This is a genomic window from Phytoactinopolyspora halophila (genome assembly GCF_003287285.1).
Classification (GTDB): domain Bacteria; phylum Actinomycetota; class Actinomycetes; order Jiangellales; family Jiangellaceae; genus Phytoactinopolyspora_A; species Phytoactinopolyspora_A halophila.
Genome location: NZ_QMIG01000028.1, coordinates 14,076 through 33,669 on the forward strand (window position 1 = coordinate 14,076; position 19,594 = coordinate 33,669).

Annotated in this window: 24 protein-coding genes; 13 read left to right on the forward strand and 11 right to left on the reverse strand. The window is 66.0% G+C overall.

Going from position 1 to position 19,594, the window contains the following annotated elements; translation table 11 throughout:
* The first annotated feature begins 182 nt into the window (after nucleotides 1–182).
* The 3 genes from DPM12_RS19305 (at nucleotide 183) to DPM12_RS19315 (ending at nucleotide 4,054) form a co-directional block, all read left to right on the forward strand.
* Nucleotides 183–1,103 (forward strand): ABC transporter ATP-binding protein, encoded by a 921-nt coding sequence (locus DPM12_RS19305; RefSeq protein ID WP_112259995.1) that lies wholly within the window; start codon nucleotides 183–185, stop codon nucleotides 1,101–1,103.
* The gene (locus DPM12_RS19310) at nucleotides 1,100–2,755 is read left to right on the forward strand and encodes an ABC transporter permease (protein WP_112259996.1); all 1,656 of its coding nucleotides are present in this window, start codon (nucleotides 1,100–1,102) and stop codon (nucleotides 2,753–2,755) included. Before DPM12_RS19305 ends, DPM12_RS19310 begins: the two co-directional genes overlap by 4 nt.
* Before the next feature lie 264 nt (nucleotides 2,756–3,019).
* On the forward strand, nucleotides 3,020–4,054 hold the full coding sequence (locus DPM12_RS19315; protein WP_112259997.1) for a methyltransferase: 1,035 nt from the start codon (nucleotides 3,020–3,022) through the stop codon (nucleotides 4,052–4,054).
* 6 nt (nucleotides 4,055–4,060) lie between these two features.
* Here the strand turns inward: DPM12_RS19315 and DPM12_RS19320 are convergent, their stop codons facing one another.
* Nucleotides 4,061–4,651 carry a helix-turn-helix domain-containing protein gene (locus DPM12_RS19320; RefSeq protein ID WP_211659158.1) on the reverse strand — a complete coding sequence of 197 codons (591 nt, stop codon included), beginning with the start codon at nucleotides 4,649–4,651 and terminating at the stop codon, nucleotides 4,061–4,063.
* Nucleotides 4,652–4,705: 54 nt separating this feature from the next.
* On the opposite strand from DPM12_RS19320, the gene DPM12_RS19325 reads away from it, so the two are divergent.
* Entirely contained in the window at nucleotides 4,706–5,866 is a 1,161-nt protein-coding gene (locus tag DPM12_RS19325) for a pyridoxal phosphate-dependent aminotransferase (protein ID WP_112259998.1), read from the forward strand.
* 26 nt (nucleotides 5,867–5,892) lie between these two features.
* Here DPM12_RS19325 and DPM12_RS19330 read toward each other — a convergent pair whose 3' ends face one another.
* Nucleotides 5,893–6,684 (reverse strand): SDR family NAD(P)-dependent oxidoreductase, encoded by a 792-nt coding sequence (locus tag DPM12_RS19330; protein WP_112259999.1) that lies wholly within the window; start codon nucleotides 6,682–6,684, stop codon nucleotides 5,893–5,895.
* A gap of 75 nt (nucleotides 6,685–6,759) precedes the next feature.
* Nucleotides 6,760–7,512: a helix-turn-helix domain-containing protein gene (locus DPM12_RS19335; RefSeq protein WP_112260000.1), complete on the reverse strand. Its 753-nt coding sequence runs from the start codon at nucleotides 7,510–7,512 to the stop codon at nucleotides 6,760–6,762.
* A gap of 64 nt (nucleotides 7,513–7,576) precedes the next feature.
* On the opposite strand from DPM12_RS19335, the gene DPM12_RS19340 reads away from it, so the two are divergent.
* On the forward strand, nucleotides 7,577–8,389 hold the full coding sequence (locus DPM12_RS19340; protein ID WP_112260001.1) for a cytochrome P450 family protein: 813 nt from the start codon (nucleotides 7,577–7,579) through the stop codon (nucleotides 8,387–8,389).
* A gap of 37 nt (nucleotides 8,390–8,426) precedes the next feature.
* Here DPM12_RS19340 and DPM12_RS19345 read toward each other — a convergent pair whose 3' ends face one another.
* Nucleotides 8,427–8,720 (reverse strand): hypothetical protein, encoded by a 294-nt coding sequence (locus tag DPM12_RS19345; protein WP_112260002.1) that lies wholly within the window; start codon nucleotides 8,718–8,720, stop codon nucleotides 8,427–8,429.
* 148 nt (nucleotides 8,721–8,868) lie between these two features.
* On the opposite strand from DPM12_RS19345, the gene DPM12_RS19350 reads away from it, so the two are divergent.
* From DPM12_RS19350 to DPM12_RS23280, 5 genes are all read left to right on the forward strand, one after another.
* A complete protein-coding gene (locus DPM12_RS19350; RefSeq protein WP_112260003.1) occupies nucleotides 8,869–9,276 on the forward strand; it encodes a VOC family protein in 408 nt (135 codons plus the stop codon).
* A gap of 49 nt (nucleotides 9,277–9,325) precedes the next feature.
* Nucleotides 9,326–9,598, forward strand: a complete 273-nt coding sequence (locus tag DPM12_RS19355) for an ArsR/SmtB family transcription factor (RefSeq protein WP_112260004.1) — start codon at nucleotides 9,326–9,328, stop codon at nucleotides 9,596–9,598.
* A 13-nt stretch (nucleotides 9,599–9,611) separates the two neighbouring features.
* Nucleotides 9,612–9,995 carry a VOC family protein gene (locus tag DPM12_RS19360; protein WP_112260005.1) on the forward strand — a complete coding sequence of 128 codons (384 nt, stop codon included), beginning with the start codon at nucleotides 9,612–9,614 and terminating at the stop codon, nucleotides 9,993–9,995.
* A 232-nt stretch (nucleotides 9,996–10,227) separates the two neighbouring features.
* Nucleotides 10,228–11,157 carry an NAD(P)/FAD-dependent oxidoreductase gene (locus DPM12_RS19365; protein ID WP_112260006.1) on the forward strand — a complete coding sequence of 310 codons (930 nt, stop codon included), beginning with the start codon at nucleotides 10,228–10,230 and terminating at the stop codon, nucleotides 11,155–11,157.
* Complete coding sequence (locus DPM12_RS23280) at nucleotides 11,151–11,300, forward strand: hypothetical protein (RefSeq protein WP_158542957.1); 150 nt, start codon at nucleotides 11,151–11,153, stop codon at nucleotides 11,298–11,300. Before DPM12_RS19365 ends, DPM12_RS23280 begins: the two co-directional genes overlap by 7 nt.
* A 33-nt stretch (nucleotides 11,301–11,333) precedes the next feature.
* On the opposite strand, the gene DPM12_RS19370 is transcribed toward DPM12_RS23280, so the two are convergent.
* From DPM12_RS19370 to DPM12_RS19385, 4 genes are all read right to left on the reverse strand, one after another.
* Nucleotides 11,334–12,584, reverse strand: a complete 1,251-nt coding sequence (locus DPM12_RS19370; RefSeq protein WP_211659160.1) for an RNA polymerase sigma factor — start codon at nucleotides 12,582–12,584, stop codon at nucleotides 11,334–11,336.
* A complete protein-coding gene (locus DPM12_RS19375; protein ID WP_112260024.1) occupies nucleotides 12,581–12,937 on the reverse strand; it encodes a YciI family protein in 357 nt (118 codons plus the stop codon). The genes DPM12_RS19370 and DPM12_RS19375 overlap by 4 nt, the downstream gene beginning before the upstream one ends.
* 133 nt (nucleotides 12,938–13,070) lie before the next feature.
* Nucleotides 13,071–13,970 carry a class I SAM-dependent methyltransferase gene (locus DPM12_RS19380; RefSeq protein WP_112260007.1) on the reverse strand — a complete coding sequence of 300 codons (900 nt, stop codon included), beginning with the start codon at nucleotides 13,968–13,970 and terminating at the stop codon, nucleotides 13,071–13,073.
* A 1-nt stretch (nucleotide 13,971) separates the two neighbouring features.
* The gene (locus DPM12_RS19385; protein WP_112260008.1) at nucleotides 13,972–14,409 is read right to left on the reverse strand and encodes a nitroreductase family deazaflavin-dependent oxidoreductase; all 438 of its coding nucleotides are present in this window, start codon (nucleotides 14,407–14,409) and stop codon (nucleotides 13,972–13,974) included.
* 164 nt (nucleotides 14,410–14,573) lie between these two features.
* On the opposite strand from DPM12_RS19385, the gene DPM12_RS19390 reads away from it, so the two are divergent.
* On the forward strand, nucleotides 14,574–15,401 hold the full coding sequence (locus DPM12_RS19390; RefSeq protein WP_112260009.1) for an exodeoxyribonuclease III: 828 nt from the start codon (nucleotides 14,574–14,576) through the stop codon (nucleotides 15,399–15,401).
* 9 nt (nucleotides 15,402–15,410) lie between these two features.
* Here the strand turns inward: DPM12_RS19390 and DPM12_RS19395 are convergent, their stop codons facing one another.
* The 3 genes from DPM12_RS19395 to DPM12_RS19400 form a co-directional block, all read right to left on the reverse strand.
* The gene (locus DPM12_RS19395) at nucleotides 15,411–15,935 is read right to left on the reverse strand and encodes a chorismate pyruvate-lyase family protein (RefSeq protein WP_112260010.1); all 525 of its coding nucleotides are present in this window, start codon (nucleotides 15,933–15,935) and stop codon (nucleotides 15,411–15,413) included.
* A 2-nt stretch (nucleotides 15,936–15,937) separates the two neighbouring features.
* Nucleotides 15,938–16,111, reverse strand: a complete 174-nt coding sequence (locus DPM12_RS23285; RefSeq protein WP_158542958.1) for a hypothetical protein — start codon at nucleotides 16,109–16,111, stop codon at nucleotides 15,938–15,940.
* 381 nt (nucleotides 16,112–16,492) lie between these two features.
* A complete protein-coding gene (locus DPM12_RS19400; protein WP_211659161.1) occupies nucleotides 16,493–17,161 on the reverse strand; it encodes a response regulator transcription factor in 669 nt (222 codons plus the stop codon).
* Between the two features lie 236 nt (nucleotides 17,162–17,397).
* Here DPM12_RS19400 and DPM12_RS19405 point away from each other — a divergent pair, with 236 nt between their 5' ends.
* On the forward strand, nucleotides 17,398–18,222 hold the full coding sequence (locus tag DPM12_RS19405; protein WP_211659162.1) for a metallophosphoesterase family protein: 825 nt from the start codon (nucleotides 17,398–17,400) through the stop codon (nucleotides 18,220–18,222).
* Entirely contained in the window at nucleotides 18,222–19,007 is a 786-nt protein-coding gene (locus DPM12_RS19410; RefSeq protein WP_158542959.1) for a 4'-phosphopantetheinyl transferase family protein, read from the forward strand. Before DPM12_RS19405 ends, DPM12_RS19410 begins: the two co-directional genes overlap by 1 nt.
* The last annotated feature ends 587 nt before the right edge of the window (nucleotides 19,008–19,594 follow it).

A 19,594-nucleotide genomic window follows, 5' to 3' on the forward strand; every position in this document is an offset into this window, starting at 1 on the left:
CCTCCTGCTGGCGCTCTCTCGCGTGCTCGTTCGTGTTCCCGATTGTCGCGGTACCAGCCTATATGGTTGGTAACTTACCATCCCGATGGTAGACAACTGACTAGACGGTAAGTTACTTTATGGTCAGCAGAATCTGGAGGCGCGCACGGCCGCCGCATGAATCAGATCGGAGTGACAGCGGCATGAGACCCGTCATCTCGGTGGAAGGCCTAGTCAAGAATTTCGGCACGACACGGGCGCTGGATGGAGTCAACCTCGTCGTCGAGGGTGGCGAGGTGCACGGCTTCCTCGGACCGAACGGGGCCGGGAAATCCACGACCATTCGGATCCTGCTTGGCCTGTTGCGAGCCGACCACGGTACGGCGACCGTGCTCGGCGGCGACGCCTGGGACGACGCGGTGGAGTTGCATCGACGGCTCGCGTACGTGCCCGGCGACGTCGAGTTGTGGCCGAACCTGACCGGTGGCGAGGCTATCGATCTGCAGGCTCGGTTGCGCGATGGATTCGATCCCCGCCACCGGGACGAGTTGTGCGAACGATTCGATCTGGATCCGAGCAAGAAGGGCCGCACCTACTCCAAGGGCAACCGGCAGAAAGTCGCCATCGTCGCGGCGCTGGCCAGTGACGCGGAATTGCTGATTCTTGACGAGCCCACAGCCGGTCTCGACCCCCTGATGGAAGCGGTATTCCAGGAGTGCATCCGCGAGGCCAAGGCGTCCGGGCGGACGGTGTTGCTGTCCAGCCACATCCTCGCCCAGGTCGAGGCGCTGGCCGATCATGTCTCGATCATCCGCCTCGGCCGGGTCGTCGAGGCCGGAACGCTCGCGGAACTCCGGCATCTGACCCGAACCACGATCGACGTCATGACCAGCCGTCCAGCCGACTCGGTGAGCCAGTTCACCGGCGTGCACGACCTGCGGCTGGAGGACGGGCGGGCACGGTTCGACGTGGACACCGAACATCTCGACGCCGTTGTCGGACATCTTCACGAGCTGGGCATACGCGCCCTGGTCAGCCAGCCTCCCACGCTCGAGCAGCTGTTCATGCGGCATTACGGCGCTGAACTTCCTGGCGCCACCACCCAGGACGGGGTGTCGCGATGAACGCCGGGATCTCCACCACGGCGGCTCGCGATGCCGACATCGCCCGGAGTGGCAACGGCGCATTGGCAGGTACCGGGACGCTGATCCGGTTCATCCTGCGCCGCGACCGGATACGGATTCCGGTCTGGATCGTCGCGATCGTCGTATCCCTGGTGGGCGTGGCCCAGAGCTATGCCGACACCTTTCCGACGCAGTCCGACCTCGACAGCCGTGCGAAGCTGGTCGACAGCCCGATCTTCGTCGCGTTCAACGGCCCCGGCTACGGACTCGACAACTACACCCTCGGCGCGATGGTTGCGAACGAAGGGCTCTACCTCGGAGTCATCCTGGTCGCGCTCATGAGCGTGTTCCTCGTGATCCGGCACACCCGAGCCGAAGAAGAGAGTGGGCGGGCCGAACTGATCAGATCGGCAGCGGTCGGGCGGCACGCTGGCACGGTGTCGAGCATCGTCGTGGTCGCCGCCGCGAACGTCGTCGTCGGCCTGCTCGCTGCGGCCGGCCTGTCCAGCTTGGAGGAGCTCGATGGGACCGGATCGTTGACGTTCGGTCTCTCGATGACCGCGGCCGGGTTGGTCTTCACCGCGGCAGCGGCGATCGCGGCCCAGGTCGCTGAGTACGCCCGGGGCGCCATCGGCGTCGGCGTGGCGGCGCTGGGCGTCACCTACGTACTCCGGGCCATCGGCGACATCAGCGAGACGGGCCTGTCGTGGGTGTCTCCGTTCGCCTGGTCGCTGGAAACTCGCGCGTTCGTCGACGAGCGGTGGTGGCCGTTGCTGCTGTCGCTGTCGCTGGCCGTCGTCGTGACGTACGGCGCCATGGTAGTGAGCGCCCGCCGTGACGTCGGGGGAGCGCTCGTGCCTCCGCGTCCGGGTCGTTCGCGTGCCACGAGCCAGCTCGTTCGACCGGTCGGGCTGGCGTTGCGGTTACAGCGTGGTGGGCTGATCGCCTGGGCCATCGGACTGGCCCTCCTGGGCGCCAGCTTCGGGCCACTCGTCGGCGATGTGGGGGAGTTCGCCGCCGAGAACGAGCAGCTTCAGGACATCATCGCCGCCGCGGAAGGAGCTACGGTGACCGAGTCATTTCTCGGCACCGTGACCCGGATGCTGGCCTTGATCACCACTGGCTTTGCGATCCAGTCCGCGCTGCGGATGCGCGGCGAAGAAATCAGCGGGCGGGTTGAGCCGATGCTTGCCACGGCGCTGTCCCGGCAGCGGTGGGTCTCCGGCTATCTGGCGGTGGCGACGGGCGGCAGTGCACTCGTCATGCTGGCCGGCTCGATGCTGCTCGGTGTCACGGCTGCCGCCGGCCAGCAAGACGCGTCGTTGCTGTTCGAGTTGCTCGCTGGTGGTGTGGCGTACCTTCCGGCCATCTGGGTGGCGGCGGGAGTCGTGGTTGCCCTGTTCGGCGTGCTACCGGGTGTCGTGAAGGCGGCCTGGCTCGTGCTCGTCTACGACGTGCTCGTCGGCCTGCTCGGGGCACCCTTGGGGCTGGACGATTCCCCGGCCCGTAACCTCTCGCCGTTCGGTCACGTGCCGCAGCTGCCCGGAGTGGATTTCGACGCGCTTCCGATCGTGGTCCTCGTCGCGGTGGCTGGCGGGTTGATCGGTGTCGGCGTGGCTGGATTCCGCCGCCGGGATGTGCAGAGCTCCTGAACCCGTGATCCGAGCGTGCTTCGGTCCTGCCCGGGTCCATGGCCGAGCTGCCGGCCAATGTGAAGCGGCACTGGCCGAAACAAGCCCCTGGCTGATGCTCTGTCACGCCGATATAGCACACAGTTATCGTTGATCTCAATCAACGATCTTCTTCGTTCGATGTTCGGCCCAGATCGCCCGTTCGCTGCCGACCCGTTTCCCCGATCGCCCGTTCCCTAGTTTCGGGTCCGCGACGGCGCTCTGCCGCTGAGGAGGTGCGCAGTGATGACTCACGAACCCGCTCATGCAGCAGGTCCAAGCACGATCATGGAGATGACGTCCGGGCTGTGGGTGTCCAAGACACTTGCGGCGGCACTCGAGGTGGACGTCTTCGGAGCGCTCGCCGAGCGACCGGGCAGCACTGTGGAGGAGCTCGCGTCACAACTGAACCTGCGACGACGGCCGACGCGTTCGCTCGTGTTGGCCTGCGCTGCGCTGGGACTCCTCATCCGGAGCGGCGACGGGTACAGCAACTCCGCGTTGGCCGATCGGTATCTGGTGCGCGGCAGGCCCGACTACTTCGGTGGCTGGGTAGAGTTCATCGACCGGCACAACTACCCCGGGTGGATGCGGCTTGCCGAGTCGCTGCGCGCCAACCGCCCCACGACATGGGAGCCGGACCAGCAGCAGACGCTCTTCGAGGATGCGGATCCCGTCCTCCTCGAAACCTTCTGGGAGGCGATGGCGGCGGTTTCGTCGGTGACCGCGCGCGAAGTCGGCAAGCACGTGGACCTGACGGAGGCGCGCAGCCTGCTGGACGTCGGAGGCGGTGGCGCGGCCTGGGACATCGAGCTGTGCCGGATGTATCCACAGCTGCGAGCGGCGGTCTACGACCTGCCTCATGTCTGCGAACTCACCCAGGCGAAGATCGATGCCGCCGGGCTTGAGGATCGCATCTCGACGATCCCCGGCGATTTCTTCGCTGACGACAAGCTTCCGGATGGCTACGACCTGATGGTGCTCTCGTCGATCCTGCACAACTGGAACGACGGTGATGATCGGGTGCTGCTGGACAAGTGTTTCGCCGCCTTGCCGCCGGGTGGTCGGCTGATCATTGGCGAGCTCTTGATCGATGACACCGAGGACGGCCCGTTGAACGCGGCCCTCATGGGCTTGGCCATGCAGGTGGAGATGTGGGGGCGCAGCTTCACCGAGGGGGAACTGCGGACATGGCTGCTGGAGGCCGGGTTCGCCACGGTCGACGTCGTTCGCTTCACCGCACCGGTGGCGAACGGTGCCGTCATCGCCCGCAAGTCGTGATGGCTCCTACCCGGCCGATGGCGTGTCGGGCGCGTCGTCGGGGTGGATCATCAACAGCAGGGCATGGTTGTCGTCCTCGACGCCCTCGTAGCTGTGCTCGGATGATGCGACGAAGCGGATCGAGTCGCCGGCCTGGAGATCGGCGGGATCCTCCGCCGGGCCGGTTGCGATGCGTCCCCGCGTGACGACGAGGCATTCCTGTACACCCGGGGCGTGTGATTGTGAGACCTGCCGGCGCGGGTCGATGCGTAGGTCGAAGACGTCGACGCTGCCGCGTACCGGGATGCGGTGCAGCAACCGGGCGTGTACGGCGTCGCCGCTCACGTAGGGTCCCTCGTTGGCCCTGACCACGTTCACCGTGGATTGCCGCTGCTCCAGCAACTCGCCGAGCGATACCCGTAGCGCGGTGGCGAGTGCCCACAGCGTGCCGAGGGTGGGGTTGGCTTCGCCTTGTTCGATGCCGTGCAGGGTCGTCTTGCTGATGTCGGCGGCGCTGGCCAGCTCGGCCAGCGAGCTTCCAGCGGCGCGGCGGATACACCGGATGTTGCGTCCGACATCGCTCGCGATGCTGCTGGCGCTGTTGCTGGACATGGTCATGTGTATCAGTATACTGGTACATCTTTATACTCCAGTGGTATGGGAGTGAGTGCGATGACGGTGACCCGGCTGCGTGAGATCCCCGGCATCGGCGTCGACGCGGTGGGCGACGCCGCCGACGCCCTGGGCGATCCGGAGTTCCTGCGTCTGGAAAATCTCGACACCGATCTCCGTCCGCCCGAGGTGGCGATGGCGGCGACCCGGAACGCCCTCGATGACGACGATGCCAACAGCTACCTGCCGTTTCAGGGTCACACCGCCCTGCGGAGGGCCGCCGCGGCACACGTCGGGCGGATCGCCGGGCACGCCTACGACGCCGATACGCAGTGCGTCTCCGTCGCCGGTGGTCTCAACGGCATCCTCAACACGCTGCTGGCGACCGTCGAACCCGGCCAGGACGTCGTGGTGTGCGATCCCATCTACGCCGGCCTGATCAACCGGATCCTGCTTGTCGGTGGGGTTCCCCGGTTCGTGCGCGCAACGGCCACCCCGCAGGGGTGGCGTACCGACGCGGAAGCGCTCGCCGAGGCCGTCGGCCCGAACACGGCCGCGGTGCTGATGATGGGGCCGGCGATGCCGACAGGCGCGGTGCTCGACGACGAGCATTGGCGCGCGTTGCGCGAGCCGCTGGAACGATACGGGGCGTGGCTCATCTACGACGCAGCGATGGAACGTATCCGATTCGACGGGCGGGGGCCGAGCCATCCTGCAAGCCATCCAGGGCTGGCCGAGCGCACCATCACGGTCGGCTCGGCATCCAAGGAGCTGCGGATGATCGGCTGGCGGGTCGGTTGGGTGGTCGGCCCGGCTTCGATCATCTCCGACATCGGGCTGGTCGGTCTCACCAATGTGATCTGCCAGGTCGGCATCGCGCAGCAGGCGGTCGCGGATGCGCTCGACGCCACAAGCGCGGATGACGACGTGGCCGCGGCGAGCCGCATCTGGCAGCAGCGCTGCGAGACGATTCTCGACCAGCTCGCCGATTACCCGTGCGTGCGTCCGCACGGTGGCTGGTCGCTGCTCGTCGATACCACGGCGCTGGATCTCACCCCGGCCGAAACATCGACGCGGCTGTTCGAGCGCGCGAAGGTCGCCGCCACACCCATGTACGGCTGGGGTCCGAGCGGCGACGCGTACCTGCGGCTGGTCTTCACCAACGAACCGGTCGAGCGCCTCGGTGACCTGCGTGAACGGTTCCGCTCTGCCTTCGGGTGAGCATCTCGTGGTGCCGTACGAAACGATCAGTCTCCGGGGTCCTGCTCCTCCGGAGGGTGTGGTTCGCGCGCCAACGCAGACCGGCCTCCGTCGACCGGCAGCACCGCGCCGCTGATGAAACTCGCCTGTTCGGACAGCAGGTGCACGATGGCCGCGGCGGCCTCGTCGGGGCGGCCGACCCGTTCGAGCGCGTGCAGGAGCTCGGTGTCACGTGCCCAGCTCTGGCCTTCTGCGGGACCGAAGCGCTCGACGTCGTGCACATATCGTTCGACGGCAATGGTTCCCAGGGCGACCGCGTTGGCCCGGATGCCGTGCTGGCCATAGTCGACAGCGACGGACCGCGTCAATCCCTCGATGGCGGCCTTGGCGGTGGCGTACGGCAGGCACCCGGGTACTGGTCGCTGTGCTTGATGAGATGAAACGTTCACGATCGCGCCGGCGGTCCCGCTCGACAGGAAGGCTCGCACGGCTGCTCCGCATCCCGCGAGCGTGGCTTCGAGGTTCGCGTTCACCAGCTGGAGTACGGTGGCGGCGCCATCCGTGTGCAGCGTGGCATCCCGGAAGATGGCCGCGTTGTTGACCCAGCCGGACAGCTGCCCACGAGACTGCTCGCGCTCGACAGCGTGATGCAACACGGTCTCGTCGGCGGCGTCGCCGATCACCTTTTCGATTCGATCACTGGCCGGGTGCTCGTCGGCCCATTCGAGGGACCCTTGGTCGAGTTCGATCGCGACGGCGACGTGTCCGGCGTCCAGAAGCCGTTCGATGACCGCCCGGCCGACGCCGCGTCCTCCACCGGTCACAACATACGAAAACATGAGGGTCGAAAGTCTACAGCCAGGAAATTCTACTCCGAGTCAGTAGTCCCGCTCGCCCATTCGGTTTCACGCCGATCAGGCGAGAGACGCGGGCTCGAGGTCGAGGGCTGCCGGATCGATCCCGAGCAGGCCAGACAGCGCGGCCTGTCCGGCGGACGTGAGCCGTACAGCCCGGTCGGTACCGATGCGCCGAATCCACTCGCGCTCCTGGAACTGCTGGCACAGGTGAGCACCAGCGGCGCCGGCCAGGTGAGTGCGCCGTTCGGTCCAGTCGAGGCAGGAGCGCACCAACGGCCGACGGCCGGCATGCAACCGTTCCATATCGATGCCGATCGTGTCCGCCAGCCACGAATGCCCGGCATCGGTCAGTGCAATGCCACTGCTCAGATCGAGGAATCCCCGCTGCGCCATGGCGTCCGTGACCGCTACTCCGAGCCGGCCGGCGAGGTGGTCATAGCAGGTGCGCGCGCGTGCCAGCGCGGTCGACGTGGTGGCGGCTCGCAAGGTGCGTCCACGCTCACGTACTGGTCGCGCCGCTGCGGCGAGATCCTCGATCAGCTCGGCCACCCGATGATCGGTCAGCTGGATGTAGCGGTGGCGCCCCTGCCGTCGCTCGGCGAGCAGCCCGCGTGCGACCAGCCGGTCCAGATGTTCGCTGGCTGTCGAGCGCGCCACCCCGACATGGCGTGCGAGCTCGCCAGCGGTCCACGCACGTCCGTCTAGAAGCGCGAGGCAGAACGCCGCCCGGGTGTGATCAGCGAGCAAGGCGGCCAGTTCTGCGAGCGCCGTGCCGCGCGTGTTCGGAGTCGGCTCCAGCTGCTGCGACATATCTCCATTCTGGCCGACGAGTGTTCGGCAGGCGCCGAACAATGTGCCCCCTAGCCTGGCGGTCATGCGAATCACCACCCACTCGGGTATCTGGGCGGTATTGACCGACCCGCGGTTCGTCGTGCCACCGGTGCCAGACGATGGGCCGCCGGCTACCATGCGCTGGCTACGGGCACACGTTGCGCGGTTCAGCTCGGGGGAGGACCACCGGCGTCGGCGTGCCCAGGCGGCTGGAGCACTGGCGAGCCTGGACGGTATCGCCTTGCGCCGTGATGCTGCTCGCCGGACGGCGACGCGGTGGGAGGGGGAAGACGATACCGAAGCGGTAGTAGCCGGAACGCTTGCGGCAGCCTTCGGGTTGACTGTCGACGTCGCGGACATCGTCGCGGCGGCGCGGGCGTATCACCCGCAGGTCGAGGCGAGCCCGGAGGTAGATCAGGCGGTTGCCCGGCTCGTCGATGCTTTCGGTGGCCGCGCGGATGAGGCCGCTGCCGCGCGCGTGGGACTGCTCATGCAGGGCACACTCCCTACTGCCGGGCTCGTCGAGAATGCGATGCGAGAGTTGCGTGGCCGCCCGTGCTCGGCCGAGTCGACCGACGCGACTCTGGCGGAGACGCTGCACCACGACCCACCCGTGCGTGTGACCAGGCGGCTTGCGACCGCACCAGCTCGCATCGGCGGCGCGGATGTTCCGCCCGGTGTCGTTGTGGAGCTGGATCTCGCGACGGGAAACCAAGACCCGGCGGTGCTCGTTGACCGGTTCGCATTCGGTGCTGGCGAGCATGCGTGCCCTGGTGCGGCGTATGCGCAGGCGATCGCAGCGGGGATCATCGACGAGCTGGCCGCCCGCGCGGGCGGCCGCAGTAGTGACCCGTGAGTCAACCGCGGTGATGCCGAACTCGGCCGGTCGCGTATCAGAAGTTCGGCTCGGCGCCGCTGCGACGTCGGAGGCGTGGCGAGCTGCGATAGACATCGGCCGGCTTGACCCAGATGCCGTCGAGATCGGTGCGGTGATCATCGATCGCGACGTAGACATGGCTCGCGTTCCACTTGGTGGCCCAGCCGGGAACGAACGTCTCGCCGTCGTGTTCCCACACGAGCCGTACCCGGACCGGGATGCTCGGCTCGCGCACCTTGAAGGCGAGCGGGTCGGTGGGCCAATGGCTGTTGAGGACTTCTTGCTTGTCATGATCTATCGCGCCTGGCACAGGAGGCACAATAGAACGTGTGTTCGCGAGATCGCCAGATTGGCCCCTGGCGGCGGGCGTGTCGCCGCGGTGGACCTCGTATTGACAGGCAAGTATTTACTTGCATAATTGAGGCCGTCACCACGGATGCTCGAAAGGAACGGGACCGATGTCGCCGACGACACCACAGAAGATCACAACAATGCTGATGTTCGAAGGCCAGGCCGAAGAAGCGATGACGCTCTACATGTCGCTGTTCGACGACGCCGAGGTCATCGCGATCAGCAGGTACGGCCCTGACGGGGCCGGCGCCGAGGGAAGCGTGGAACATGCCACGGTCTCGCTGGCCGGGCAGCAGTTGATGTGCATTGACAGCGTCATGCAGCACGATTTCAGCTTCACCCCCTCGACCTCCCTGTTCGTCAACTGCACAACGGAGGACGAGATCGACCGCCTTCACGCAGCGCTCAGCGATGGCGGCGAGCAGTTGATGCCGCTGGGGTCGTATGGATTCAGTACCAAGTTCGCATGGCTGAACGACCGGTTCGGCGTCTCGTGGCAGCTGAACCTGGCGTGAGCGGGCCGAAGTCCAGTGTGGTCGTGGCGCATGGCCGAAGAGGTCAGTGATGGGTGACGTGTTCAAGGCGCTCGCCGATCCGACCAGACGTGCCATCCTCGACGAGCTCACCGACCGCGACGGTCAGACGCTGTTCGAGATCTGTACCCGGCTCACCATGAAGCACGGCTCGGGTTCGTCGCGCCAGGCGATATCGCAGCACCTCGAGGTACTCGAATCGGCCGGGCTCGTGCGTACGAGACGTGAGGGCCGCTACAAGTATCACTTCATCGACACATCGCCACTCCGGAACATCGCGACGCGGTGGCCCGGGAACCAGTAAGGGAGCATGACCGATGAGAATTGTCGTGACGAGCGTGTTCGTGGACGATCAAGAAAAGGCGCTGAGGTTCTACACCGAGACGCTCGGCTTCGTGAAGAAGGCCGATGTCCCGCTCGGTGACGCGCGCTGGCTAACCGTCGTGTCCCCGGAGGACCCCGACGGCACGGAACTGTTGCTCGAGCCCGACGGTCATCCTGCCGTCCGCCCGTTCAAGCAGGCGCTGGTGGAGGACGGGATCCCGCTCACGTCCTTCGCCGTCGACGACGTGCAATCCGAGTTCGAACGGCTGCGAACGCTCGGCGTTGCATTCACGCAAGAACCCGTGGCTGCGGGTGACGTGACGACCGCCGTCTTCGACGACACCTGTGGCAACCTCATCCAGATCGCCAACACGTAGATGGTTGCCCCTCTGGCGCGCGAAGGGTGAAAAGACCGACATTATCAAGGTGATGACCTCGATAATGTCGGTTCTTTCCGGGCTGCGCGAGCTGAGCTCCACACCGTAGCCCGAGGTTGTCACCGTCGGCGCGTCCAGAGTTCCCCGAGATGTCGCTCGTTGAGATGTCACGAGACCGACCGGCCACCTCGTCTCCCTCTAGAGGGATGAGCGAAGGATCCGGGAGGTCGGTATGGGTGGCAAACACCGGGTGGTCGTTCTCGGCGCAGGATATGCGGGGCTGGCGGCAGCGACCCGCCTGGCCAAGCAGGTCCACCCGGACATGGTGTCCGTGGATCTCGTCAATGCACGCGACCACTTCGTCCAGCGACCACGGTTACATCAGGTCTCGACGGGACAGGTCGTATCCCACCCGTCTCTAGCGGAGGTCATCCGCGGAACGCGGATCGATCTCACCGTGGGCTGGGTCCACGGCATCGACCTGGCCGGCCGCCGGGTGGAGATCACCACCCGTGACGGCGAGACGTCGCTGTACTACGACACGCTGGTCTACGCGCTGGGCAGCGCGACCGACACGCGTGCCGTTCCGGGGATCGACGCCCACGCGCACACGCTCGACCCCGCCGAGGCGCCGCGAATCGCCGAGCGGCTGGGGGGCATGGCGACCGGGACCGTAGCCGTGTGCGGGGGTGGGCTGACGGGTATCGAGACGGCCGCCGAAGTAGCCGAGCGATACCCGGACACGACCGTCCAGCTGATCACGCGTGGTGAGCCCGGGGACTGGCTGTCACCCAGGGCACGCGCATACCTGGGGAAGGCGTTCGGACGGCTCGGAATCCGGGTGCGTTCGCACAGCGAGATTACCGAGGTCGACGACGGCGCGGTCCGGCTCTCCCGTGGTGCAGACGTGCCGTTCGACCTGTGCCTGTGGGCAGGCGGATTCCGGGTACCGGCGCTGGCGGCGAACGCCGGACTGGCCGTCGACGAGCGCGGCCGTGCCCTGGTGGATCCCTATCTTCGCTCCGTGTCCCACCCGGACGTCTACGTCGTCGGCGACGCGGCAGCAGCCCGCGGCGAGTGGGGCGATGCCATCGCGACGCCGTGGTGCAGTTCGTCGGCAAGGTCGATGAACGCGCGCGCAGCGGACCCCTGGCAGTGCTGACGGGGCGAAAGGCCGTCTGGTACAAGGACATGGTCCTCAACAGCGGGATCTGGATCTTCCGATGGCCGGGGCCGTACCTGCCGCGCCGGCGCGCCACGGTGCCGGACGAGCTCGTGCGACACCATCACGATTTCCAGCGGTGACCTGTCTCGGCTGAGCTGCCCCGGCTGACCTGTCTACGCCTGATGTGACAGCGTTCGGCGAGCGCGGTCGAGGAATCGGACCTGGGCAGCGTTCTCGGTCCGGGCGATTGCCGCCTCGTAGGCCCGTGCTGCATCACCGGTGCGGCCCAGGCGCCGGAGCAGATCGGCCCGGATGGCGTGGAACAGGTAGTAGTGATCGAGGCCGAGTTCGTCGACGACGGCGAGCGCCGCTTGCGCCCCCTCGACCTCGGCGACCGCCACGGCCCGGTTGAGGGCCACGACCGGACTGGGATCGATCGCCCGGAGGTGGTCGTAGAGCTGCAGGATCTGCCGCCAGTCGGTGGCGGCGGCGGTGGGAGCATCGCTGTGGACGGCGTTGATGGCTGCCTGGATCTGGTACGGGCCGGGCCGGTCACGCCGCAGGCACGCGCGTACGAGAGCCTGGCCCTCGACAACGAGCTCGCGGTTCCAGAGTTTCCGGTCCTGGTCGGCCAGCAGGATCGGCTCACCGTCCGGGCCGGTGCGGGCCTCCCGGCGCGACTCGGTGAGCAGCATGAGCGCGAGCAATCCCACGGCTTCGGGTTCGTCCGGCATGAGCTCGACCAGTAGCCGTCCGAGGCGGATCGCCTCCTTGCAGAGATCCGGACGGAGCAGCTGGTCGCCCGAGCTCGCCGTGTGACCCTCGTTGAAGATGAGGTAGACGACGGCGAGCACCGACCGGCAGCGTTCGGGAAGGTCGGAGTCGTCCGGAACCCGGTACGGAATCCCGGCATCGCGGATCTTGGCCTTGGCCCGCACCAGCCGCTGCGCCATCGTCGGCTCCTGCACCAGGAAGGCGTGCGCGATCTCCGCAGTCGTGAGTCCGCCGAGGAGCCGAAGCGTCAGGGCCACCTGCGCACTCGTGGCAAGCGCCGGATGGCAGCAGGTGAAGATCAGGCGCAGCCGGTCGTCGCGCACGGCGCCCTCCTCACCAGATTCGTCGTCGGGGTCGAGCTGGGAATGCAGCAGGGCCGCTTGAGCGTGCCGGTCCTCCCGCGACGCCTCGCGGCGAAGGCGGTCGATCGCCCGGTTGCGAGCGGTGGTGATGATCCATCCGATCGGGCTGGGTGGCAGCCCGTCCGACGGCCAGCGCTGCACGGCGGTGGCGAACGCGTCCTGGATCGCTTCCTCGGCGAGATCGATGTCGCCGATGCGGCGGACAAGTGCGGCCACCGCGCGGCCGTACTCCTCACGGAACACCCGCTCGATCTCCGAGGTCGGCAGGACCGGCACGCTACGGGTCACCCTTCGTCTTCGTCGTAGAACGGGCGCACCTCGACCGGCAGGTGCACGAGGGCTTCGGCGAGCTTGCGCCCCCAGGCGAGCGCGGAGTCGAGGTTATCCGTCTTGATGACGGTGAAACCGCCGATGTGCTCCTTGCCCTCGATGTACGGACCGTCGGTGGTGAGGACGTCGTTCTGGTGGGCGCGCACGACGGTGGCGGTGTCCGGGGGATACAGTCCGCCACTGAAGACCCACACGCCGGCGGCCTTCATCTCGTCCTTCACGGCGTTGACGTCCCGCATGATCGGTTCCAGGAACTCGGCGGATGGCGGCGGGCCGTCGGGCTGGTAGATGCTCAGCAAGTACTGCTTCATGGGATGTTCCTCCTCGAAGGTTCGACGTTGCTCCGGCACCGTGCCGGCGTCTCACCTCCTACACGAACGGCATACACCCAATTCGACATGTGGCGAGCATCGAATGGCGACGATTCCGGAAACGATCTCGATTTCACCCGTCCGACGGGGCACGGTATCCGAGGTAGACGCTGCGTGCGCTGAGCGAATACACGTCGTCGCGGTGTCCGAGCCACTCGGGATCGTCCGGGTCGAGTAGCCGGGACCAGGCGCGGGCATCGTCGTCGGCCATCTCACCGTCATCGGTGACTCGCCTGACCCGATGGGCGAGGCTGTCGAGCACCCTGGCCCGGGCGGACTCGTCGAGCGGAGCGGGAGTGTGGAACGTCCATGTGCGAGTGGCGACATCGACGAGTCCGGCGCGCCGCAGTGCCGTGGGCCATCCGTACGGCATGCGCACGCTGCCGGGCAGGGACGCGCGCATCCGGGCGAACCACCGGTCCTCGGCGGCGTGCAGGCGGGCTTCGAGGCCGGGCTTCCCGAGACCGAGATCCCACGGGAGGTGGCGGCGAGGTAGCCCGCCTTCGGCCAGCGCGAGCCGGCCGCCCGGAGCGAGGAGGCCGGCCAGAGTGTCCAGCGCGGCCTGCTGGTCGCCGAGGTGGTGGATCGAAGCCGCCGCCCAGATGACGTCGGCGCCCCGGGCGGCGTCCAGGCCGGTGCCGCCACTGGTTTGGAGCTCCTCGTGCAGATCGGCACGCACCAGCCGGACGCGCTCCTCGTCGAGCCCGGCGTGGACGACATTGCGCCGGGCACCAGCGAACACGTCGTCGTCGCCGTCCACACCGATGACGAGTGTGTCCGGCGGGAGCGCTGCGGCCAGGGCGATGGCCATGCCGGCACCGCCGCAGCCGATGTCGGCGGCCAGCCGGTCGGTGGGCCGCACGAGTGCACGCGCCATCGCCGCGTACCAGTCCGCGTCCTCGGTGACGGCCGCACTGAGCCGGCTAGCCTCGGTGGACCAGTCCACGGCGACGGCCCGCTGGGGCGTGCTCATCTCAATCGATCGGAGTGAGCACGAAGACTGGAATCACCCGGTCGGTCTTCTTCTGGTATTCGTCATAGTCCGGCCACACCTCGGCTGCCCGGCGCCACCAGATCTCGCGTTCCTCCCCGGTGACCTCCCGGGCCACGTAGTCCCGCTTGACCGCTCCATCCTGGAGCTCGACCTGTGGATGGGCGACGAGATTGTAGTACCACGCCGGGTGGTGCGGCGCGCCGCCGAGCGACGCGACGACGGCGTACTCACCGTCGTGCTCTACTCGCATCAGCGGCGTCTTGCGAAGTTTCCCGCTCTTGGCGCCGATCGATGTCATGACGACGACGGGGCGGTCGCGCAGCGTCGCTCCCTCGGCACCATCGGTGCGTTCGTAGAGTTCTGCTTGCTCGCGTGCCCATCCCATGGTGCTCGGTTCGTATTCTCCGGTAAGAGGCATGTTCGCGAGAACGCGGACGCATCATAGGGTTATTCCGCCGGGTCCCACCCGCTCGCCGTGTGGAGTGCTCGTGGCGAACCGCGCCGGGCGGAGCCGGCGTGCGGGCGGCTGGTCGGCGGACGACATGTGAACGGTGACGGTATTCGAGGGGTGAGACGGTAGCGGTGAGAGTGGCGACGTGGAATGTGAACTCGGTGACGGCACGCCTGCCCCGGCTGATCGAGTGGCTCGACCTCAACGAACCCGATGTGCTGTGCCTGCAGGAGACGAAGTGCTCTGCGGATGCGTTCCCGGAAGAGGACATCCGGAAACGCGGGTACGAGGTCGTCGCGCACGGGGAGGGGCGCTGGAACGGGGTGGCGATTCTCTCCCGCCTGACCCTTGACGACGTCTCGCTCGGCTTCGACGGTCAGCCGGGTTTCACACCCGCAGCGGACGATGGCGAGGCCGCGCTGGTGGAGGTTCCCCGTCCGGCCGTCGTCGAAGCGCGCGCTGCTGGTGCCACGTGCGGCCCGCTGCGGCTCTGGACGGTCTACGTGCCCAACGGGCGCTCGCCGGACAGCCCGCACTATGCCTACAAGCTGGAATGGCTGGCGGCGTTGCGCGAGGCGTTGCGGTCGGAGATTGCGGAGAAGCGGCCGTTCATCGTCACGGGAGACTTCAATGTCGCACCCACCGACGACGACGTCTGGGATCCCGCCGTGTTCGTGGATTCGACGCATGTCACCGAGGCCGAGCGCGCAGCGCTCGCCGAACTTCGTGATCTCGGATTGGACGACGTGTACCCGCGTCCCCTGAAATACGACGCCCCGTTCACCTACTGGGACTACCGTGCGGGAATGTTTCCCAAGAACCAGGGGATGCGCATCGATCTCGTATACGCCAACCGGGTGGCCGCGGCGGCGGTGACGGATGCGTACGTGGACCGGGAAGCCCGCAAGGGCAAAGGCCCGTCGGACCATGCCCCCGTGGTGGTCGATCTCGAATTGTGATCCTGTCAGTCACGTATTGTCATTGTCCATGAAATCCTCTCGGACGAGGATGGCAGGTTTGTCGTGCAACATGATTCGATAGAGCCGTGAGAAGGCGAACTCTGACCCAGTCCGAACCCAGATCAGCTCACGCCTGTTGGAAATGCGTGACTGCAATAGCTGGGTGCCCAGGCTGGCCCCGGCGCGAGACAATTCTGCCAAGAAATAGTCTGGAATTCGGGGTGGGTATAGATACGACAGTGCGCGCACGTATGTCTTTCCCGACGATGCTCCTGTCAATTCAACTCGTCGCCGAATGCACGGCTCGCCGTCGATTTCCAGCCACTTGCAGTCCTCGGGTTCGGGAAAACCGTGGCCGTTCTCGACGCACTTCGTGTCGATGTCTTCCAAGTGCATGGCTGACAGCATCTGCGTGAGTGTTCCGTCGCTGACCATGACAGCGCGGTAAGCGGGATAGAGTCCTTCCAGACTCGATAACGATCGATCTGTTTCGTCCTGAGACACGAAGAACTTGGCGAGATCAGAGAAATTCAACGTCAGAACCGTTTCATCGTGGTGCTCACTCCGTCCTTGACCCGACGCGACAGCCGCGTCGTGCGGACGGCAGCGTACTCGATCGGCGGGCCGCCGCCTAGACCGCGATGGTGGTCGCCTGTCGTCGCCGTGGCGCGGGTGACGCGCAGGTGACGGCGGTGTCGCTCTGCGTTCACCTCGCAGATCGACGCGCCAAATGGGGTGTTTATCCTGCTCAAAGGCTTATGCGAGGAGTGCGTAGGAATGATCCGGCCCCCGGGCGTGGTTGGCCCGGGATCGGTCATGCTTGGTCATTCTGAATGATCATGATACGGTCCATAACCGCATGATCTTCGCGTTTGTCGCACGGGGTGAACAGCATGTGAAGATCGTGTGCCGCCGTTCCCGGGCAGCGTGCGAGCAAGGTCCCGGTGGGCAGGCTGGGGAGTAGAGCGGGTGTTTCGTCGCTCTTGGCCAGATGGGGCAGTATCCGGCGAGAAATCTCGTGGTTGGCTGTCTTGGTACGAGAGCCCCGGGCGTCTTCGGGTCGAATGCCAGGGAAAACCGTGGTGCGCCGGTCAGCGGTGCAGCTTATAGCCGATTCCCCAGACCGTCTCGATGTATGACGTTTCCGGGTTCACGGATTTGAGTTTCTTGCGGAGATTGCTCATGTGAGTATTGATGAGCTTGTCGTCGTACGCGTAATAGTCGCCCCACAATGCTTCGAAGAGGCTCTTCTTCGAGTGGACGAGGTTGGGCCTGCGCATGAGGATCGCCAGGAGCCGGAATTCGGTGGCCGTGAGCGTGACCAAGTTCCCGGAGACCGTCACCGACCAGCTGCTCTCGTCTAAGGAGATGTCCTTGTAGCTCAGCGTTGCCCGTGGCTCGATAGCCTTTCCGGCCCGCCGAAGCGTGGATTCGGCCCGGGCGAGGACCTCGTCGACGTCGAAGGGTTTCGTGACGTAATCGTCGGCACCGAGACGCAGAAGATCGACCTTGACCTGACCGGTGTCTTTCGCGGAGATGACGATGACGGGGACGTCCGAGCGGCGCCGCAGTTCTTGGAGGATGCGGTCGCCACTCTTGTAGGGGAGCATCAGATCCAGCAGCACCAGATCGAAGTCGTCCCGGGCGGCGAGATCCAGTCCATCGAACCCGGTATAGGCTGAGGTCGTCGCGTAGCCACTGCGCGCGAATATCTCGGACAAGAGCTGGTTGGCTTCGTAGTCGTCCTCGATGATCAGCACGTGTGACACTCTGGCCGACCTCCGGAAATTCCCGCGATTCTCGGGCACGTGACAGAATCCGCGACCAGTGACGCTAGCACCCCGTGATGGCCGAGTCCAGGTAGCCACGTTGACACGAGCGTCGTCCCCTCGGTATCAACATCCGACGGTGTGCCAAGATCGGTCCGGATGGATACGATTTGGTGGGTTTGTATGGTGATGACGGGTGCGCCGCGCCCGCGACCGTGGAGGCCGTCGTGACGAGTCTGTATGCGGTGAGTGACTTGCACGTCGGCCATACCGACAATCGAGCGCTCATCGACGACATGCTCCCCTCCTCGCCGGATGATTGGCTCATCGTCGCGGGGGACGTGGCCGAGCGGATCGCGCAGATCCGGGACACCCTGGCCCGGCTGCGGGAGTCGTGGTCCCGGGTGATCTGGGTGCCCGGGAATCACGAATTGTGGTGTATGAAGAACGATCGTGCCGATCTGCGTGGCGAAGAGCGATACCGTCACCTGGTCGACATGTGCCGGGGAATCGACGTGACCACGCCCGAGGACGAGATGCCCGTGTGGCCGGATGATTCCGGGCCGGTGGTGATCGTTCCACTGTTCGTGCTCTACGACTACAGCTTCCGGGATGCGGGCATGTCGGCCGAGGAAGCGCTGCAAGATGCTTATGACAAGGGAATCGTGTGCACGGACGAGTTCCTTCTGGATCCTGAGCCGTACCCGACGCGACAAGCATGGTGTGCGCAGCGGGTTCGCGAGTCCCAGCGACGGCTCGACCTGATTCCCCGGGAGAGCAAGACCATCCTGGTCAATCACTATCCCCTCAAGAGAATTCACACCCGGCGCCTCTTTCACCAGACGTTTGCGCAGTGGTGCGGAACGACCGCAACCGAGGACTGGCACACCCGGTACCGCGCGACGGACGTCATCTTCGGCCACTTGCACATTCCGGGGTCGAGCGTTGTCGACGGGGTCCGGTTTCACGAGGTCTCGATCGGCTATCCCCGAGAGCGGCGCTACCGGGGAAACAGTCCCTTGGCTCCTCGCCTGATCCGGACGCTGTCATGATGCCGATCGGCGAGGGGCTGCGCACCCAGGTCGTGCAGCTGCAAGGCTCCGAGTCCCTGTACCGGTGTCAGCTGACCGTCTTCGCCTACGACACGCCGCAGGTCGATGCCGCCTACGATGCCGCCTACGGCTGCTTGAGCTCCGCCGAGCGGGCGTATTGCGATCGGCTCAAGGTACGCAAACGAGCCCTCGAGTTCACGTTCGGGCGATACGTCGCCAAGGAAGCGGCGCGTGCCGCCGCCGACGGTGCGCTCGCGCGCGAGTCGTTCGAGATCCGGCAAGGCTTGTTCAACCAGCCGATACTCGTGTGTCCGGACGGGAGAGACCTCGAGGTCAGCATCGCCCACAGCAACGGTGTGGCGATGGCTCTCGTCCATCCGCGAGCGTGCCCGCTGGGGATCGATCTGGAGGTCCTGGACGGCAGGACACTTTCGACCATGACCGAGCACCTGACAGAACACGAGTCCGCGCTGATGGACCGGCATCCCGTCGCGTCGGACCGTTCCTACCTTCCTGCCGTGATCTGGACGGCGAAGGAATCGTTGTCCAAGGTCTTCAAGAGCGGTCTGCTCGTCCCCTTCGATCTGTTCGAAGTCCAGAGCATCTCGACCCGAAGCGAGGTGATGACGTCGGCGTTCCGGAGCTTCTCGCACTACGTCGCCGCCTCCGCGCGGGTGGGTGATTTCGTCGCGAGCATCGCGTATCCGAAGATGACTGACCTTCGCACGGAGTCCGGTGCCCCGTTTCCGTCCCTGGCGTTGCCGGGTAGCTCACAGGCCGGGTAGGCAGCACGCTTTCCCCAAAAGGCCGATGCTTCCGATAGTCAAGCACGCAGCACGCGTGATGCGCGTGCCCCCCGAGCGCCCCTGTTCGAAGGCAGCTAGGCGGGACAGTGGGCCGGAAGTTACCTGATCAGCGTGGGTGAGCGTCGGTATCGACACCTGATGGCTGCATGCCGGTCAGGGCGATATCTCCGAAATGTTAGTCATCGTTCACTATACCCGTCATGCCGTCCGTCATGCCGGGAGTGTAATGCGCTGACCTGCGGATGTATTCGGGCAGATGATGCGCGGTGGCGCCCGACTGCCCCGAATTGCCGCTGTGTCGCCTACGTCCCCGAAGGTGAGGGGTTGCCCCATTAGTCATGGTCAGTATAGTGTCACGACCGATGTCGACCACCGGATGTGATTGGCGGTGCTCAGCCCATGCGTGACCAGGGGTTTCGAGCCGTCGTGACGACGTGCTGGCCTGGTCGGTCAGGGGCGTCCCGGCGCTTCGTGACGTCGTTGGCCACGTCCGCGTCAGCCCTCCAGGGCACTTGCCGGGGCACCGTGCCGGATAGCCTCAGGAGCGGTGCGTGACGGACGTCTTG